This window comes from Streptomyces solicamelliae (assembly GCF_045348655.1).
Classification (GTDB): domain Bacteria; phylum Actinomycetota; class Actinomycetes; order Streptomycetales; family Streptomycetaceae; genus Streptomyces; species Streptomyces solicamelliae.
The window spans coordinates 3,932,524-3,950,182 of record NZ_CP160404.1 but is presented as its reverse complement, the minus strand read 5'-3'; the positions used below and the strand labels follow the sequence as shown (position 1 = coordinate 3,950,182).

Below are 17,659 nucleotides of genomic sequence, written 5' to 3'. Positions count from 1 at the left end.
GACGGCTCGGCCGGGTGCGGACGGCTGACCGCTCGGCCGGGTGCGGATGCCTACCGGCTCAGCCGGGCGAACCTCCGTACCGCCAGCGGGAAGAACACCGCGAGCAGCGTCAGCGGCCACAGCACCGCCGCGAGCGTCCAGCCCGGCTCGCCGCCCGGGTTGCCGAACAGCTCGCGGACCGCGGTGGCCGTCGCCGACATCGGGTTCCACTCCACGACCGCGCCCAGCCAGCCCGGCATCGTCTCGGGTGTCGCGAACGCGTTGGAGAGGAACCCGACCGGCCACACCAGGATCTGCACGGCCTGCACCAGCTCCGCGCGCCCCGCGACCAGCCCCAGGTGGATCCCGATCCACAGCATCGCGAACCGCAGGAGCAGCAGGAGCGCCACCGCCCCGAGGAAGGGACCGAGGCCGCCGTGCGCCCGCCAGCCGATCGCGTACCCGACCCCGATCATCACCAGCAGCCCGGCGGCGGACTGCAGCATGTCGGCGGCCGAGCGCCCCACCAGGACCGCGCCGTCCACCATCGGCATCGCCCGGAACCGGTCGATCACGCCCTTGTTCAGGTCCTGGGTGATCGCCGTCATGGTGCCCTCAAGGCCGAACACCATGGTCAGCGTGAGCATCCCGGGCACCAGGAAGTCCACGTACTCGCCCTGCACGCCCCGGCCGCCGCCGACCAGGTAGCCGAACATCAGCAGCATCATCACCGGGAACACCAGGCCCACCAGGACCTGGACCGGCTGCCGCGCCCAGTGCGCCAGTTCACGCCGGGTCATGGTCCAGCAGTCGCTCACCACGTACGCCGTACTCATGCGATCACCTCTTCGTCCTCGCGCTTCGGGCCGGTCAGCCGCAGGAACACCTCGTCGAGCGTCGGCCGCCGCAGGGCGAGGTCCTCCGCCTCGATCCCGGCCTCCTCCAAGGCCCGCACGGTCTCCGCCAGCGAGGCCATCCGGTCGTTCACCGGCACGCTGACCCGGCGCCGGTCCGGGTCCACCGCCGCCTCTCCGGGCCCGGCCGGCAGCAGCGCGGCCGCCTCGGCGAGCCGGGCCCCATCGCGTACGACCACGTCGATCCGGTCCTGCCCGGCCCGCGACTTCAGCTCGTCCGGGGTGCCGTCCGCGACCACCCGGCCGCGGTCCACGACCGCGATCCGGTCGGCCAGCTGATCGGCCTCCTCGAGGTACTGCGTGGTCAGCAGCACCGTCGTGCCGCCGCCGACCAGGGAGCGCACGGACTCCCAGACCTCCGCCCGGCCGCGCGGGTCGAGCCCGGTGGTGGGCTCGTCGAGGAACAGCACCTCGGGCTCCGTGATCAGCGAGGCCGCCAGATCCAGGCGCCGCCGCATCCCGCCGCTGTACTGCCCCACGGGCTTGCGCCCGGCGTCCGCGAGCCCGAAGCGCTCCAGGAGCTCGTCGGCCCGCTGCCCGGCGCGCCGCGCGCCCAGGTGGTACAGCCGGCCGAACATCTCCAGGTTCTGCCGGCCGCCCAGCTCCTCGTCGAGCGCCGCGTGCTGGCCGAGCAGCCCGATCCGCCGCCGTACCGCGTCCGCCTCCGTCCGTACGTCGTGCCCGGCCACCCGCACCACGCCCTCGTCGTGGCGGAGCAGCGTGGCCAGGATCCGCACCGTGGTGGTCTTGCCCGCGCCGTTGGGCCCGAGGACCCCGTGGACCGTGCCGCGCCGCACAGCCAGGTCGAGTCCGTCGAGCGCCTGCTTGTCGCCGTACCGCTTGCGTACGCCCTCGACGAGGATCGCGTCCGCTGTCATCCCGTGCACCTCCGCACCACACTGGTAGTCAAATTTGACCACCGGAGAAGGTAGTGCCCCGGATCCCATTGGTCAAACTTGATTAGCTAATCTTCCCCATCAGTCCCGTCGGTCTCGTCGCCCGTCGCGTACGGGTTCTCCTGGCCCTCGGCCAGCACCCCGACGAAGGGCTCGCCCTCGCCCGCGAAGACGTACGCCCCGCCCTCGATCCGCTCGATCAGGCCCAGCGTCCACGCCTTGCCCGCGTCGGCCGTGGCGATCCAGTAGTGCATGATCTCGCCGATGTGACCGAGCTGCTCCGGGCCGCCCTCCGGGGTGTAGTACTCGGTCACCGAGGCGCGCCACTCGTCGAGCGCCTCCACCCGCCGGCGCAGCAGCTCCACGACCTCGGCCCGCGGCAGGTCCACGATGAAGCCGATGCCGGCCGACAGGACGTCCATCTTCTGGTCGTAGGTGGTCAGCGCCTCACGCAGCAGCGCGAGGAACTCCTCCCCGCCCTGCTCGGTGAGCTCGTACTCGACGCGCGGCGGGCCGCCGGCCGTGCTCGGCGCGATCTCGTACGCGTGCAGCAGGCCCTGCTTGGCCATCTGCTTGAGCGCGTGATAGATCGAGCCGGGCTTGGCATTGGACCACTCGTGCGCGCCCCAGTACTCCAGGTCGTTGCGGACCTGGTAGCCGTGCGCCCGCCCGTGCTGCTTGACCGCACCCAGGACGAGGAGCCGGATCGCCGACATGCCTCCACCTCCCTGATCAATTTTGACTAGGGTAGAGGCGCCGGACGGGCCGCGGAACTCAGCCTTCCTGCTCCCGGGCGATCAGCTCGAACGAGGTGGCGCCGTCCAGCGACTCCCGGACGATGTCCGCGTGCCCCGCGTGCCGGCCCGTCTCCTGCACCAGGTGCAGCAGCATCCAGCGGATGCTGACCCGGCCGTCCTTCGGGAACCAGGGCGCGGGCGGCAGCGGGAAGGTGTCGTCCAGGCTGGGCACGGACCGCGCGAAGTCCTCGGTCTGCTTCGCCACGTCGTCCCAGAACGCCAGGATCGCGGGGATCGTCTCGCCGTCGACCAGCCGGAACGCCTCGCTCCAGGTCTCCTGGGTGCGCTGCTTCTCGTTGGACCTCTGCTGGGCGAGCCGCAGCCAGTTCAGTTCGACCTCGGCGACATGTTTGATCAGCCCGGACAGACTGAGTTCACTGGCGCTGGGGCGGCTCGCCGCCTGCTCCTCGGTGAGACCGAGGACCGCGCGGCGCAGGGCGGCCCGCTGGACCTCGATGAAGTTCAGGAGCGCACCGCGCTCGTCGCCGGGGGCCTCGGTGGGAACGAGGGCAACCATGGGATCCGCCTTCCGTGGGGGTTCTCTCTACACAGCTCACGGTAGGAGCCCTTGCGGACAGATACGGTCCGCAAGGGCTCAGGGCCACGGATCCGGCTCGATCAGAACGGGAAGCGGCTGCGGCCGTGCTGCACCGAGATCCACTTCTGGGTCGTGAACGCCTCGACCATCGCCTCGCCGTTCAGCCGGCCGACGCCCGAGTGCTTCTCGCCGCCGAAGGGCACGATCGGCTCGTCGTGCACGGTGCCGTCGTTGATGTGGATCATGCCGGTGTGGATGCGCTTGGCGACCCGCACGCCCCGCTCCACGTCCCCGGTATGCACGGCGCCGCTGAGCCCGTACGGGGTGTCGTTGGCGATCCGTACGGCCTCCTCCTCGCCGTCGAACGGCAGGATCAGCGCGACCGGGCCGAAGATCTCCTGGCTCAGGATCGGCGCGTCGTCCGGGATGCCGGCCAGGACGGACGGGGAGACCACGTTGCCGTCGGCCGAGCCGTGCACCAGCGCCGTCGCCCCGGCCGCCACGGCCTGCTCGACGACCGAGGAGACCGCCGCCGCCTGCTGGGGGTTGATCAGCGGGCCGATGTGCGTCGCCGGGTCGTCCGGGTCGCCGACCCGCAGCGCCTTCACCCGGGCGACGAACTTCTCGGTGAACTCCGCCTCCAGCGTGCGGTCCACCAGTATCCGGTTGGCCGCCATGCAGACCTGGCCCTGGTGCACGAAGCGGCTGAACACGGCGGCGTCCACCGCGTAGTCCACATCGGCGTCGTCCAGCACGATCAGGGCGTTGTTGCCGCCGAGTTCGAGGATCGCGTGCTTGAAGTTCGCCGCACAGACCGTCGCCACGTGCCGGCCGACGCGGTCGGAGCCGGTGAAGGAGATGACCTTCGGAACCGGGTGCTCGATCAGCGCGTCGCCGATCTCGGCGATGTCGGTCACGACCACGTTGAGCAGGCCGGGCGGCAGGCCCGCGTCCTCGAAGATCTTGGCGACCAGCGTGCCGCCGGTGATCGGCGTGTTCTGGTGGGGTTTGAGGACGACGGCGTTGCCCAGAGCGAGCGCCGGCGCGACCGACTTCAGCGACAACAGGAAGGGCACGTTGAACGGGCTGATCACCCCGACGACGCCGACCGGCACCCGGTAGACCCGGTTCTCCTTGCCGTCCACCGGTGAAGGAAGGATTCGCCCCTCGGGGCGGAGCGACAGCTGGATCGCCTCGCGCAGGAACTCCTTGGCGAGGTGCAGCTCGAAGGCGGCCTTCAGGCGCGTGCCGCCCTGCTCCGCCACCATGGTCGCGGCGATCTGCTCCTCGCGCTCCTCGACGAGCCGCAGCGCCCGCTCGAACACCGCCCGGCGCGCGTACGGGTTGGTCTCGGCCCAGGCGGCCTGAGCGCGCTCGGCGGCCCGGTAGGCCCGGTCCACCTCCTCCACGGTGGCGATGGTGATGGAGGCGAGCTTCTCCCCGTCGTACGGGTTGAAGTCGATGATGTCCCAGGACCCGCTGCCCGGCTTCCACTCCCCGTCGATGTACTGGAGCGCCAGATCGGTGAAGTAGGACATAAGGCGAGACCCCCTGACCGCGGTGGCGGACATCGGAAACACGACTGCGCTGATGTCACGTCATCGTACTTACGTATCAGGAGAGTTGAAGGAGTCCTCGCAGAAGATCGCGCGAACCCTCGGGGTCGGGACTGTCCTTCTGCAGCCGTTCCATCACCCTTCCGTACTGCGCCACCTCCTCGTTCTTGTCGAGGTACAGGGCGCCGGTCAGCTGCTCCAGATAGACCACGTCCGACAGGTCCGACTCGGGGAAGCTCAGCATCGTGAACGCGCCGCTCTCGCCGGAGTGCCCGCCGAAGCTGAAGGGCATCACCTGCAGCGTGACATGGGGGTGCTCGGAGATCTCGATCAGATGCCGCAACTGCCCCTGCATGACGGACCGGTCGCCGTACGGGCGGCGCAGCGCCGCCTCGTCGAGCACCGCGTGGAAGTGCGGGGCGTTCTCCGAGACGAGCACCTTCTGCCGCTCCAGGCGGAGCGCGACCCGGCGCTCGATCTCGGCGCGCGGGGCGTCCGGCATGCCGCGGGTGACGACGGCGTGCGCGTACGCCTCGGTCTGCAGCAGACCGTGGACGAACTGGACTTCGTAGATCCGGATGAGCGAGGCCGCGCCCTCCAGACCGATGTACGTCTGGAACCAGCCGGGCAGCACGTCGCCGAAGCTGTGCCACCAGCCGGCCACGTTGGCCTCGCGGGCGAGCCCGAGCAGCGCGCCCCGTTCGAGCTCGTCGCTGACTCCGTACAGGGTGAGGAGGTCCTCGATGTCCCTGGCCTTGAAGCTCACCCTTCCCAACTCCATACGACTGATCTTCGATTCGGACGCGCGGATCGCGTAGCCGGCCGCCTCGCGCGTGATGCCACGCGACTCGCGCAGCCTCCTGAGCTGTGATCCCAGCAGGATGCGTCGCACGACGCTCCCGCTCGCCCCGCCGGTTTCGCCTGCGGTCACGGCTCCGGCCTCCCCTTCGCGTCGGTTGGTGTTCTCGGTCCGTCTTCTAGCCGGGAGCACCCCCGAGCTCTCCGAGTCCCGGATTCTGCCACCAAAACGCTTCAGCCCGTACACATTCGATTACGGAAAGAGGGCCTCTTCGGCCGACGCGCGAAAGTGGACGGCAGAAGATATGCACAACAAACGGCACGGGGACGGACGGGTCGGGCGCGTGCACGTGCATCTGCCCTTGCATCCGCTGGTCGCTTTCGGAACCATGGTCCTCGCGCACCTGCGTGCTCGTTCGTGTTGTAGCACCACAGCCGCGATTCCCGGGAGTGCCTCGCATGGGGACGAATGGATCGACCATGCTCGAGCCGTTACGGCAGGGGCTTCCGCCGATCGATCCCGCGGCCGTCTCCAGCTCCGCCTCCTGCGCCCTCCCGCCCCGTTACGAGGCGGTCGGCGGGGCCCGGAAGTTCACCCGGTCGACGCTCGCCCAATGGGATCTGCACGACCGTTTCGACGACGTCTCCCTGGTCGTCTCCGAACTCGTCACCAACGCGCTGCGCCACGCACTCCCGGCCGACGCCCCGCACGAGGACGCCCAGGTCACGGCGGTCCGGCTGCATCTGATGCGCTGGACGAGCCGGCTGGTCTGCGCGGTGCGCGACCCCAGCCGGCAGAGCCCGGAGGCCCGCTCCGGGGACGAGGACTTCGCCGCCGAGTCGGGCCGCGGGCTGTTCCTGGTGGACTCGTTCAGCGACAGCTGGGGCTGGCACCCGCTGGCCGGGACGCTCCAGGGCAAGGTGGTCTGGGCGCTGTTCCGGCTGGGCCCGGAGTAGGCCGGGAAGCGCCGTAGGTGAGCGACATGTATGTCAGGTACGACGGGAAGGGCCCCGGTGACCACGGTCACCGGGGCCTGTTTGGTACGGGCGCGGGGGCGGACTCGGGGGTGGGAAGGGGGGCGCGGCGTGCACGTGCATATGCCACCTGCACGGGCGAGGGTTCATGCCGGACCTCACACCGGGCTTCCCGGGCTTCGCGCCCGGCCCCCCGCCGGGCATCACACCAGGTGGTCGAACTCCCCGTCCTTGACGCCGAGCAGCATCGCCTCGATCTCGGCCCGCGTGTAGACGAGGGCCGGCCCGTCGGGGTGGCGGGAGTTGCGTACGGCGACGCTTCCGCCGGGCAGCTTCGCGAACTCCACGCAGGATCCTTGCGAGTTGCTGTGCCTGCTCTTCTGCCAGACGACACCCCGCAGCTCCGTGGCCGCCATGCCGTTGTACGCGTGGTGCGCGTGATGCACTGGGAGCCCCCCGAGACGGTTCGTGCAGGTGTCAACTGTCTCGGATCATAGCCCTGTTCAGAGGCACCATGCATGAGCAGACGCACGAGCGGATGCACGTGCACGAGGCGTGGTGTGTCGACTACACCACCCTCTGCTCCTAAGGGACGCGGACACGGTCCGCCGGGTTCCTGCAGGTCGTGGCTCGGGACGTGGGAGGAGAGTGTGAACGAACGCCGAAGGTCCCCTGCCGCGGGCTACTCCTTGGTAGCTTGGCGCGATGTTGTCGACGACGTACCGGAGCACGGTCGCGGTGGGCGTGGCCGCCGCGGCACTCGTCCTGACGGGCTGCAGCGGGGAGAGCAAGCCGGCGGCGGCGGAGAAGGAGACGCCGTCGGCATCGGCGCCCCCCGCCACGACTCCCCCCTCCCCCTCCGTTCCGCCCGGCATCGAGGGCTCCTGGGCCGGGATCACCGACGGGAAGCCGGTCGGCCTGTCGATCGGGAAGCGCCAGGCCGTGGTCATCGCCGGCGCCCAGATCTGCCAGGGCAAGCTGACCGACACCGTGTCCCTCCGCCTGACCTGCAGGGACGGCGCGACGCAGCGGACCGAGGGCACGATCGAGTCCAACGACGGCAAGACGCTGGTCGTCGCCTGGAAGAGCGGCCTCAAGGACACCCTGAAGGAAGCCGACCCGGGCCCGGCGGCGACGGACGCGATCAAGCTTCCCTAGGCGGGACTTCCGGTCGGCGGGACTTCCGGTCGGCGGGGGTGCAGGGCGGCGGCGTCCGCGGCGGAGGTGCCGTGGTTCCAGCCCGCCTCGTCCCAGGCCGCGCGCACCCGTGTCGTACGGGTCTCCGGGAACATCTCGTCGGCCCGCTCCGTCACCGCGACCTCGCGCGAGGCGAGCGCCGGCAGCAGCGTGGGCTCGCCGGCGGCGACCCGGCGCGAGGTCGCGGCGAGCCGGGACCCGAGGCGGTTCGCGTACGCCAGCAGGAACGACTGGCGGAAGGACTTGGTGCGCTTGCGCCCGCCGGCCCGCTGCTCGGCCTCGGCGCGGGTCATGGCCGCGGTGCCCTGCACGAGCAGGGAGGTGTAGAGGAGTTCGACCGGTTCGAGGTCGGCCTCGAAGCCGACGACCGTGGAGAAGCCGTACGCCTCGTTCCACACGGCCCGGCAGTGGTTCGCGCCCGCCACCGCGTCCAGCAGGATCGCCTTGGCCGTCTCGTACGGGGCGTCCACCCCGATCCGCACCGCCCCCGGCGTCTCGCGCGCGGCCCCCGGGCTGCGCGCGGCGAGCGCGGCCTCGTCCAGGCTGTGCCGGGCCATCAGCTCCTGCGCCTTGGCGGTCAACGCCTCGGCCTCCTCGGGGAAGTTCGTCGCCTCCGCCTTGGCGAGCAGGGCCCGCACCCGGGTGAGCGTGCGGGGCTCGCCGGCGGCGGGCGGCGGCAGGAGGGAGTCCCCCGGGACGGGCCCGACGGCGTCCAGGGCGGGCAGCCGGACGAGCAGCCGGTACAGCTCCAGGACGGCGGTCGCGTACGAGAACCGGTCGGCCCGCCAGGGCGACGCGTCCAGCTCGGCGAGCTGCGCGTCCCAGCGGGGCGGCAGGGCGGAGTAGCGGCGCGTCTCGGCGACGACGAGCCCGGCGAGAAGCCGCAGGTGGTGCGGCTCGGCCGCCGCGCGCCGTACGAACCGCGCGAGATCGGCGGGCTGCCACCCCCGCTCCCACGCCTTGCGCACGAACTCCTCGCCGCGCCGCGCGAGTTCCGCGTCGGCCGCGGGATCGGCGGCGAGCAGCGAGGCGGCCGCGTCGAGGGCCGCGTCACCCTCGTCGTACAGCGCCTCGAAGGCCTTCTGAACCGTGCTGCTCACGTCACCCCTCGATAGTGGAAACCCCTTTCATGGTCTCGCAGGGGGGCTGTTACTGTCGCGCGCACCCATTGGAGGGGGAGGAACACTTCTTGAAGCACAACAGAAGAATCGTCACAGCGGCCCTGATCCCGACGCTGGCTCTGGGGGGAGTCAGCCTCGGCACCGCCGCGACGACCGTCCTGGCGACGGCGGGCGTGGCAGCGGCGGCCCAGACGGGACCGTGGAGCACGCCCACGCCGTTGACAGGAGCGGACGACGGCGTGAACGTCCTTGACGTGGCGACGACGACGGACGGAACGGCGGTCGCCGCCTGGTACCGCTGGCCCAGCGGGTCGCTCGACCCGGAGCTCAACGTCGCGGTCCGCCCCGCGACCAGCACGGTCTGGGGTCCGGCCAAGGTTCTCGGCACCACGAAGGACGGCACCCAGAGCGTCACACTGACGCCGTCTGCGGACGGCTCGATGCTGGTGACATGGGCCGAGGACCTCGGAAGCAGCTCGGTGCTCCGCACCGTGACGCTGGCGAAGGGAGCGACTACCTGGTCCGCGCCCACCACGATCACCACACGGCCCGCGATCGGCGAGGTCGCTTTCGCCCACAGCGCGTCCGCGCAGAAGAGCATCGCCGTATGGCGTGAGAGCGCCGCGGAGCGGAAGAGCATCCTGTACTTCTCGGAGCGCTCCGGCACGGGCTCGTGGTCCACTCCGGCTCCGCTGGCCGGCGACTCCGCTTACTGGCCGCAGGTCGCAATCGACAAGTCCGGCCGGACCACGGTCGTCTGGGCCGACCAGACAGCCGAGGGCCAGACGACGAGGTACGTCGAGCAGGCTCCCGGCGCGACTGCGTGGGGCACCGTGACGGACGTGTCTGCGCAGTACGAGGGCGGCCGGCCACTGCTGAGCACCGGCCTCGACGGCACCACGGCGCTTGCCTGGGTGTCGTACGACGAGTCCCAGGAGAGCTCGGGACAGACCCTGGTGACGACGGTCCGTAGCCCGGGCGAGGGTACTTGGGGCCCGCTCCACAAGCGACCCCTGCTGTACTCCGCGCTGCAGTTGGCACCGCTGGTGGGGCCGACGGGCGAGGTCACGCTCGTCTGGCTCGAGGGCAACACCGTGAAGACGTCCTCCCGCGCCACGGTGACGGGAGCCTGGTCCGTGGCCAGGGACCTGTCCTCGGGCGACGTCCTGGAGCAGGTCGACGCCTACGTCGGCGCCGACGGCACCGTCCAGGTCGGCTGGGCGCAGATCGTCACCTCCGACTCGGACCGCCGTTTCTACACAACCGCCCGTGTGGACGGGGCGTGGACGACGCCGGCGCGGCTCAGCATCGCCGGTTCGATGTACGCCGAAGGCGCGGTCGCCGTCGGTCCCGACGGAAACGCCACCGCCGTCTGGGCGCAGGAGGACCAGCTCTGGGCCGCCGGCACCGGCCTCACCGCCCCGCCCCCGACCCCGGTGCCCGCCAAGCACCGCGACTACGTCGGCAAGGACGGGTTCCCGGACCTGTACGCGCAGACGACGGGCGGGCTGCTGTACGTGTACCAGGGCAACGCCGGCAAGACCCTCTCCGCGAAGGTCAGCGGCGGCACGTGGCCGACCTCGTCCAGGCTGGTCCCCTTCGGGGACCTCAGCGGGGACGGGTGCAACGACACCCTCGTCGCCACCGGCGCGGGCGAGCTGTACCGCTACCACCCGGCCTGCGGCACCGCCGTCACCCCGGCCGCGCCCCGCACCAAGATCGGCTCCAGCGGCTGGAACGCGTTCGACGCGTTCACCTGGTCCGGCGACTTCAACGCCGACAGGCTCCCGGACCTGATCGCCCGCCAGATCTCCACCGGAGACCTGTACCTGTTCACGGGGACCAAGTCCGGCGGCATCGTCCGCGTCGGCAAGGTCGGCAGCGGCTGGAAGTCGCTGACCATCGTCGGCACCGGCGACCTCAACGGCGACAAGCACGCCGACCTCGTCGCCCGTACGACGACCGGGTACCTGTACCGCTACCTCGGCACCGGCCGCGGCACCATCGGCTCCGGCCTGAAGATCGGCTCCGGCTGGGGCGGCATGGTGAACATGGTCGGCATCGGCGACCTCACCGGCGACGGCAGGAACGACATCGTCGGCCGCACCACCGCCGGCGACCTGTACCGGTACGCGGGCACCGGCACCGGAACCATCGGCTCCGGCGCGAAGATCGGCACCGGCTGGAAGTCCTTCGCCAGCATCAAGTAACACCACGGGGACCCTGGGGGTAGGGCAGGCCCTACCCCCAGGACGCCCTCCAGCGGTCGTGTCCGGAGGCGCCGGAAACGGTTGCCTGGAGGCATGACTTCAGCAGCAGCCGCCACGGCAACAACCGCCGTACGCCTCACCGGGCTCCGCCGCCACTACGGCGACGTCCGCGCACTCGACGGCGTCGACCTCGCGCTCCCCGCCGGGTCGTTCACCGCCGTCATGGGACCGTCCGGGTCCGGGAAGTCCACGCTGCTCCAGTGCGCCGCCGGGCTCGACCGGCCCACCGCCGGGCGGGTCGAGGTGGGCGGAGTCGCCCTGGAGGGGCTGAGCGAGCGGCGGTTGACGCTGCTGCGCCGGGACCGGATCGGCTTCGTCTTCCAGTCGTTCAACCTGCTGCCGTCCCTGACGGCCGCCCAGAACGTCGCGCTCCCGCTCCGCCTCGCCGGCCGCCGGCCCTCGCGGGCGGAGGTGCGGGGCGCGCTGGAGCGGGTGGGGCTGGGGGCGCGGGCCGGGCACCGGCCCGGCGAACTGTCCGGCGGCCAGCAGCAGCGCGTGGCGCTCGCCCGCGCCCTGATCACCCGGCCGGCGGTCCTCTTCGGCGACGAGCCGACCGGTGCGCTGGACACGGCGACGAGCCGGGACGTCCTGGCGATGCTGCGGGAGCTGGTCGACCGGGACGGTCAGACGATCGTCATGGTCACCCACGACCCGGTCGCCGCCTCGTACGCGGACCGGGTGGTCTTCCTGGTCGTCGGCCGGGTCCACGGGGAGCTCGCCTCACCCACGGCGCAGGAGGTGGCTCTGCGGATGGCCCGTCTGGAGACGGACGCGGCGGACGTGGGGGACGCGGCGCACGTGGGGGACGCGGAGGACGTGGAGGACCGGACCGTACGGCTCGGGCCCGACGTGTCTGCGGACTCGCTCGCCGGAGGTCGGCCGTGCTGACCGTCGTCCTCTCCGGGCTCCGCGCCCGCTGGGCCGGGTTCGTCGGGAGTCTCGTCGCGCTGGCGCTGGGCGTCGGGCTGCTCGCCACGATGGGGCTCGGCCTGTCGTCCACGCTCCACGCCCCCGAGCGGCAGCCGGAACGCTTCGCCGGTGCGCCGGTCGTCGTCCGGGGGCAGGACGCCGTCGTGGTCGACGTACGCCGGGGTCCGGACACCGTGCGGATCAGCGAGCGGCTCGACCGTCCACACCCTGTGGAAACCGCACTCCTGCGCGAACTGCGCACGCGCTGGCGGGTCACCGTCGCCGGCGGCCCCGACGCCGTCGGCGTCCACGGGCCCGCCGACCAGGTCCGCGCCGTGGTCGGCGACCGCGCCACCGTCCTCACCGGCGGCGAGCGGCGGCTCGCAGACCCCGACCCCGAGCGCGACGCCCAGGCGCTGGTCGCGCTGAACGCGCTGCTCGGGACGGCCGGCGGCGTCACGTCCTTCGTGTCGGTCTTCGTCGTCGCGTCCACCTTCGCCTTCGCCGTCGCGCTGCGCCGCCGCGAGTTCGGGCTGCTGCGCACCGCCGGAGCGACGCCCGGCCAGGTCCGCAGACTGCTGCTCGCGGAGGCCGCCGGCGTCGGCGTCCTCGCGTCCGCCGCGGGCTGCGCGCTGGGGGCGTGGGCCGCCCCGCAGCTCGCGCGTCTGCTCGTCGAGGAGGGCCTGGCCCCCGCGTGGTTCGCCATCGGCGACGCCCGCTGGCCGTTCCACGCCGCGTTCTGGACGGGCGTGACGGTCGCCGTCGCCGGCGCGGTCGCCGCGTCCCGCCGGGCCGGCCGCATCGGACCGACCGCGGCGCTGCGCGAGGCCGACGTCGACAGCGGCGTCCTGCCGCTCGGCCGCCGCCTGCTGGGCGCGGCGCTGTTGCTGACGGGGGCCGCGCTGCTGGTGTGGACGTGCGTGGACGACCCGTACGCGCTGCTGAAGCGCAAGACGTACACGACGCAGCCGATGCTGCTGATCAGCGGCGTCGCGCTGCTCGCGCCGCTCCTCGTCCGGCCGGTCGCCCGGCTGCTTCCGCTGCCCGGTGTCACGGGGCTGCTGGTACGCGCGAACACCGCCGCGGCCCTGCGCCGTACGTCGGCGGTGGCCGCGCCGGTCCTGGTGACGGTCGCACTGGCGGGCTCGCTGTTCGGCTCCGCCGTCACCGTGACGACGGCGAGGGGCGCGGAGGCGCGGGAGCAGACGGCGGCGCGGTACGTGATCACGGGCGAGGGGCTGACGGCCGAACCGCTGCGGGCGGCGGGCGGTACGGCGAAGGGCGGCGTGACCGTGTCCGCGACGGCCGCGACCTCGGTCTTCGTACGGGACGGGGACTCCGCGCTGGTGAAGTACGCGGCCCGGGCCGTCGCCGATCCGGCGGCCTTCGCGGACCTGGCCCGGCTGCCGGTGCTGGCCGGGGACGTCCGGGACCTCGACGACGGCTCGATCGTCGTGAACGAGGAGTGGGAGCGGCGGCGGATCGGGGACCGGGTCCAGGTGTGGCTGGCGGACGGGCGGACGACGACGCTCCGGGTCGTGGCCGTCCTCGCGCCCGGGACCGGGGACAACGGGCCGTACCTGACCACGGCGAACGCGCCGGGCGCGGGCCGGCCGGACCGCATCGACGTCGGGACGGGACCGGGCTATCGGGAGCAGCCGGACGCGGCGCTCGCCCGGGCCATGGCGGCCACGGGAGGCACCGTCAGGACCGCCGACGCGTGGGCCGCCGAGACGCATCCGCCGGTCAGCCGCACCACGCGTCTGGGGCTGCTGCTCGTGCTCGGCATCGCGGTGGTCTACACGGTGATCGCGCTGGCGAACACGCTGGTCATGGCGACGTCCGTCCGGGGCGGGGAGCTGGCCTCGCTGCGTCTGGCGGGGGCGACGCGGGCGCAGATCCTGCGGGTGGTGGCGGGCGAGTCGCTGCTCGCGGTGGTGATCGGCTCGCTGCTGGGGGTGGCGGTGACGGCGGTCTGCCTGGGCGGGCTCGCGGCGGCGCTGGCGGCGCTGTCCGCGCCGGTGGCGGTGGCGGTGCCGTGGGGCGTGGTCGGCGCGGCGGCGGGGACCTGCGCGGTCGTCGCGACGGCGGCCACGGTCCTCCCCGCGTGGCGGCTGACGCGCTGAGCGGCGATGGTGGACGGAACGGGGCGGGGGCCGGGGTCGGAGCCGGGCCCCCGCCCCGGTCTGCGACCACCCTGATTATTCGTACAAATGTCCGGTACTCGCCATGTGGGCGTACGGCCTTGCGAGCCCCGGGTAGGTCCCTGACAACGAACCGGGAGGGGTTGAAGGGGATGGGCGAGAACAAGCGGCGGATGCTGGCCGGCGAGTGGTACGTGCCGGACGACGCCGAACTGGCCGCGGACACGGCGCGCGCAGCCGCGCTGTGCGCGGCGTACAACGCGACGGGGAGCGAGGCGCCGGATCCGGCGGGGCGGTCGAAGATCCTGGCGGAGCTGCTGGGCGCGGTGGGCGAGGGCGTGAAGATCCGGCCGCCGTTCCACTGCGACTTCGGGCGCTACATCAGCGTCGGCGACGGCACGTTCGTGAATTTCGGCGCGGTCTTCCTCGACGTCGCGCCGATCACGGTCGGCGCGGACGTGCAGATCGGCCCCCATGTCCAACTCCTCACGCCCACCCACGAGCTGGACGCGGCACGGCGTCGGGCGGGCTGGGAGAAGGGCATACCGATCACGATCGGGGACAACGTGTGGCTGGGCGGCGGAGTGATCGTCTGCCCCGGCGTGACGATCGGCGCGAACACGGTGGTCGGCGCGGGCTCGGTGGTCGTGAAGGACGTCCCGGAGGGCGTCCTGGCGGTGGGCAACCCGGCGCGGGTGGTGCGGGAGTTGGGGTGAGGGGACGGGATGCGGGGGCGGGATGCGGGGGCGGGCTCGGCCGCCTGACCCGGCGCCGCACGCGGCGACTTCGGGGCGGCGGTTCGTGCCCCGGGCGGTTCGCGCTGTGGGCTGCGGCGGTTCGTGCCCCGGGCGGTTCGCGCTGCGGGCTGCCCGCACCCGCGGAGGGACGGCCGGGACCGGTCGGGCGCGACCTGGGAACGGTCCGGGCGGGTCCGGGCGGGGAGGCGCTGCGGGCACGCTCCCCCGCCCGTATCCCGGCAGCGCCTCCCCCGTCCGCCTCGCGTCTCCCCTCCGGGGCGCGTGTCACAGCCGGATGACGAGCTTGCCCTTGGCGTGACCCGTCTGGCTCAGTTCCTGGGCCTTGGCGGCGAGGGAAAGGGGCAGGACCTGGTCGATACGAACGTCGAGGCGTCCCTCGGCGGCCAGGCGGGCGTGCTCCGTGAGACCCGCGCGGACGGCCTCCGGGGAGGTGCCGCCGGGGGAGAATCGCACGCCGTACTCCTCCGCGTCCGTGGCCGCGATGGTGACGATCCGCTCGGTCGACCCGCCCGTCAGCTCGACCGAGACCCGCAGGGCGTCGTGCCCGGCCGCGTCGAAGACCGCGTCGACACCCTGCGGCGCGGCCGCCCGTACGCGGTCGGCGAGCCCCTCGCCGTACGTCACCGGGATCGCGCCGAGCGACCGCAGGTAGTCGTGGTTGCGCTCGGACGCGGTGCCGACGACGGTGACGCCGGCGGCCACGGCGAGCTGTACCGCGATCGCGCCGACCGCGCCCGCCGCACCGTGCAGCAGCAGCGTCTCGCCCCGCCGCACCCCGAGGAGGTCGAGGACGCGCTGTGCGGTCTCCCCGGCGACGGGGAGGCTCGCGGCCCGCTCCCAGGACAGTTCGGCGGGCTTGCGGACGATGTCCCCGGCCAGCGCGTACTCGGCGTAGGCGCCGGTCTTCGTCCAGCCCAGCACCTCGTCGCCGGCCGCGACGTCGGTGACGCCCTCGCCGACCGAGTCCACGGTGCCGGCGAACTCCAGGCCGGGGACGGCCGGGAAGGTCGTCGGGTAGAACTGCTCGACCCAGCCCTCGCGGCGCTTGTAGTCGAGCGGGTTGACCCCGACGGCGACCACCCGGACCCGTACCTCGCCGGGGCCGGGCTGCGGCACGGGTACCCCGGTCGCGTGGCGCAGTACCTCGGGGCCGCCGAACTCCTCGTACACGATCGCTTCCATGACGGACCGTCTCCCTTCGTCCTCTCCCGACCGCCGGGAGGCGGCCGGGTCGGTGGCATGCCTCAACCTTCGGCCGGGGGCGGGGCCGACTCGGCCCGTCCATAGGCCAGTTCGACCTGTCCGAAAGGCCAGCCCAGGTTTCCGTCCGACTCCTTAGGCTTGCGGCATGGACCTGATCCGAGTCGTGCCGCCCGCCGCCGAAGACCCCGGTCCCGAGACCACGGCGGCGCCTGAACCCGCGCCCGTGGCCGAACCCCCGCTGACGCCCGCGCCCGCGTCCGCGCCCGTGCTCTCCGCCTACGACCCGGCGGCCGCGACGGCCGCGCTGGCGGCGGCGCACGACATCGTGCGGCGGCCGCTCGGCACGGTGCTGCCGCGGGTCTCGGAGGTCCTCGCGCCGCTGATCCCGCACCGGGCGGCCGCGGAGCTCTCCACGCACTGCGCACATTCGCCGTTCAAGTCCCATGGGGAGGAGGGGGATCCGGCCGGGCTGCCGACCGTCGCCGACCTGGCGCCGTACCTGTCGTCCGGCACCGCCGGCCGGCCGTGGCAGGGCGTCGCCACCGTGGGCGGGGCGGCGCGCGAGGTCGTGGTCGTACGGAGCGACGCCACGCCGCGCGGCGCGGTGCTCGTCCTCGTGCGGGAGGACGGCGCGGCCCCCGTCGGCGCGGAGGCGCTCGCCGTCGCGCAGGCGCTGTGGGACCTGGTGACCGCGCACTTCGACCGCTTCGCGGCCGAGGCCATGCCCGGCGCGCTGGCCCGCTCGCGGACGGCCGCCGACACCCGGGCCCGGGTGATCGCCGAGCTGTCCGGCGCGCACACGGCGACGCTGTCCGCGCTGCTCGGGGTGCTCCGCAGCCGGGCCCTGGACGACGCGGCGGCGCGGGCGACGGCGACCGAACTCGCGGTCTCCGCGCTGGTCGAGCTGCGCGCGGCGGAGGACATGGACCGCTCCCTCGCCGAGGAACGCGCCGACGAGGCGTTCGCCCGGCTCGCGGACGGACTGCGCCCCCTGCTGCGGCACAGCGCGGTCCGCCTCGAACTGGGCCCGCCCGACGCGACGCACCGGCTCGCCGCGGACGTGGCCCACAGCGCGCGGGCGATCGTGCGCGCCCTGCTGCTGATCGTCCTGGAGCAGGACGCGGTCACCCGGGTGCACGTCGGCTGGCAGGTCACCGAGCACGAGCTGCGGGCGACCGTCCGCGACGACGGCCCCGGCGCCATCCCGTCGTGCCGCATCGGCGCGGGCACCGTCGCGGACCGGCTGGAGGTCCTGGGCGGCCGGATGCACGTGGACGCGGTGCCCGGCTGGGGCACCACGCTCACCGCCGCGATCCCGCTGGCCACCCCGGACGCCCCGGCCGGCGCCGCGGACCCGCTCATCGCCCTGGGCGCGCGCGAGCTGGAGGTCCTGGGACACCTGGCGCTCGGCCACCGCAACCGGGTGATCGCGCAGGAGCTGCACATCAGTGAGTCGACGGTGAAGTTCCACGTGGCGAACATCCTGACCAAGCTCGGCGTCGCATCCCGCGGCGAGGCCGCGGCGCTGTTCCACGCCGCGGCCTGACCGGACGGGTTCCGGAGCGGCCTGCCCCGCTCTGTCGGTGCCGAGTGCCAGACTCGCA

The 17,659-nt window shown here is 73.0% G+C and carries 16 protein-coding genes; 7 read left to right on the top strand and 9 right to left on the bottom strand.

Annotation, left to right across the window (positions count from 1 at the left end; translation table 11 throughout):
- Nucleotides 1–50: 50 nt before the first annotated feature.
- The 6 genes from ABZO31_RS18395 to ABZO31_RS18370 all read right to left on the bottom strand — a co-directional run bounded on the left by ABZO31_RS18395 (nt 51) and on the right by ABZO31_RS18370 (nt 5,611).
- Nucleotides 51–815, bottom strand: a complete 765-nt coding sequence (locus tag ABZO31_RS18395; protein ID WP_406862321.1) for an ABC transporter permease — start codon at nt 813–815, stop codon at nt 51–53.
- Nucleotides 812–1,771 (bottom strand): ATP-binding cassette domain-containing protein, encoded by a 960-nt coding sequence (locus tag ABZO31_RS18390; RefSeq protein WP_406862320.1) that lies wholly within the window; start codon nt 1,769–1,771, stop codon nt 812–814. The genes ABZO31_RS18395 and ABZO31_RS18390 overlap by 4 nt, the downstream gene beginning before the upstream one ends.
- 86 nt (nt 1,772–1,857) lie before the next feature.
- On the bottom strand, nt 1,858–2,505 hold the full coding sequence (locus tag ABZO31_RS18385; RefSeq protein WP_406862319.1) for a PadR family transcriptional regulator: 648 nt from the start codon (nt 2,503–2,505) through the stop codon (nt 1,858–1,860).
- A 58-nt stretch (nt 2,506–2,563) separates the two neighbouring features.
- Nucleotides 2,564–3,103 carry a DinB family protein gene (locus ABZO31_RS18380; RefSeq protein ID WP_406862318.1) on the bottom strand — a complete coding sequence of 180 codons (540 nt, stop codon included), beginning with the start codon at nt 3,101–3,103 and terminating at the stop codon, nt 2,564–2,566.
- A gap of 101 nt (nt 3,104–3,204) precedes the next feature.
- A complete protein-coding gene (locus tag ABZO31_RS18375) occupies nt 3,205–4,662 on the bottom strand; it encodes an aldehyde dehydrogenase family protein (RefSeq protein ID WP_406862317.1) in 1,458 nt (485 codons plus the stop codon).
- A gap of 76 nt (nt 4,663–4,738) precedes the next feature.
- Nucleotides 4,739–5,611: a helix-turn-helix domain-containing protein gene (locus ABZO31_RS18370; protein WP_406862316.1), complete on the bottom strand. Its 873-nt coding sequence runs from the start codon at nt 5,609–5,611 to the stop codon at nt 4,739–4,741.
- A gap of 326 nt (nt 5,612–5,937) precedes the next feature.
- Between ABZO31_RS18370 and ABZO31_RS18365 the strand changes: the two genes are divergently transcribed.
- The gene (locus ABZO31_RS18365; RefSeq protein ID WP_406862315.1) at nt 5,938–6,435 is read left to right on the top strand and encodes an ATP-binding protein; all 498 of its coding nucleotides are present in this window, start codon (nt 5,938–5,940) and stop codon (nt 6,433–6,435) included.
- 221 nt (nt 6,436–6,656) lie between these two features.
- Here ABZO31_RS18365 and ABZO31_RS18360 read toward each other — a convergent pair whose 3' ends face one another.
- Nucleotides 6,657–6,869, bottom strand: coding sequence for a DUF397 domain-containing protein (locus ABZO31_RS18360; RefSeq protein ID WP_406865394.1), 213 nt, complete (start codon nt 6,867–6,869; stop codon nt 6,657–6,659).
- 289 nt (nt 6,870–7,158) lie between these two features.
- On the opposite strand from ABZO31_RS18360, the gene ABZO31_RS18355 reads away from it, so the two are divergent.
- The gene (locus ABZO31_RS18355; protein ID WP_406862314.1) at nt 7,159–7,611 is read left to right on the top strand and encodes a hypothetical protein; all 453 of its coding nucleotides are present in this window, start codon (nt 7,159–7,161) and stop codon (nt 7,609–7,611) included.
- Here the strand turns inward: ABZO31_RS18355 and ABZO31_RS18350 are convergent.
- Nucleotides 7,608–8,750, bottom strand: coding sequence for a DUF2786 domain-containing protein (locus ABZO31_RS18350; protein WP_406862313.1), 1,143 nt, complete (start codon nt 8,748–8,750; stop codon nt 7,608–7,610). The genes ABZO31_RS18355 and ABZO31_RS18350 overlap by 4 nt on opposite strands.
- 89 nt (nt 8,751–8,839) lie before the next feature.
- On the opposite strand from ABZO31_RS18350, the gene ABZO31_RS18345 reads away from it, so the two are divergent.
- From ABZO31_RS18345 to ABZO31_RS18330, 4 genes are all read left to right on the top strand, one after another.
- A complete protein-coding gene (locus ABZO31_RS18345) occupies nt 8,840–10,981 on the top strand; it encodes an FG-GAP repeat domain-containing protein (RefSeq protein WP_406862312.1) in 2,142 nt (713 codons plus the stop codon).
- 93 nt (nt 10,982–11,074) lie between these two features.
- Nucleotides 11,075–11,929, top strand: coding sequence for an ABC transporter ATP-binding protein (locus ABZO31_RS18340; protein ID WP_406862311.1), 855 nt, complete (start codon nt 11,075–11,077; stop codon nt 11,927–11,929).
- Nucleotides 11,923–14,076: an ABC transporter permease gene (locus ABZO31_RS18335; RefSeq protein ID WP_406862310.1), complete on the top strand. Its 2,154-nt coding sequence runs from the start codon at nt 11,923–11,925 to the stop codon at nt 14,074–14,076. Before ABZO31_RS18340 ends, ABZO31_RS18335 begins: the two co-directional genes overlap by 7 nt.
- A 170-nt stretch (nt 14,077–14,246) precedes the next feature.
- Nucleotides 14,247–14,810: a maltose acetyltransferase domain-containing protein gene (locus ABZO31_RS18330; protein WP_406862309.1), complete on the top strand. Its 564-nt coding sequence runs from the start codon at nt 14,247–14,249 to the stop codon at nt 14,808–14,810.
- A gap of 306 nt (nt 14,811–15,116) precedes the next feature.
- Here ABZO31_RS18330 and ABZO31_RS18325 read toward each other — a convergent pair whose 3' ends face one another.
- Nucleotides 15,117–16,034 carry an NADP-dependent oxidoreductase gene (locus ABZO31_RS18325; protein WP_406862308.1) on the bottom strand — a complete coding sequence of 306 codons (918 nt, stop codon included), beginning with the start codon at nt 16,032–16,034 and terminating at the stop codon, nt 15,117–15,119.
- 166 nt (nt 16,035–16,200) lie between these two features.
- Here ABZO31_RS18325 and ABZO31_RS18320 point away from each other — a divergent pair, with 166 nt between their 5' ends.
- Complete coding sequence (locus ABZO31_RS18320; RefSeq protein ID WP_406862307.1) at nt 16,201–17,601, top strand: LuxR C-terminal-related transcriptional regulator; 1,401 nt, start codon at nt 16,201–16,203, stop codon at nt 17,599–17,601.
- Nucleotides 17,602–17,659: the final 58 nt, after the last annotated feature.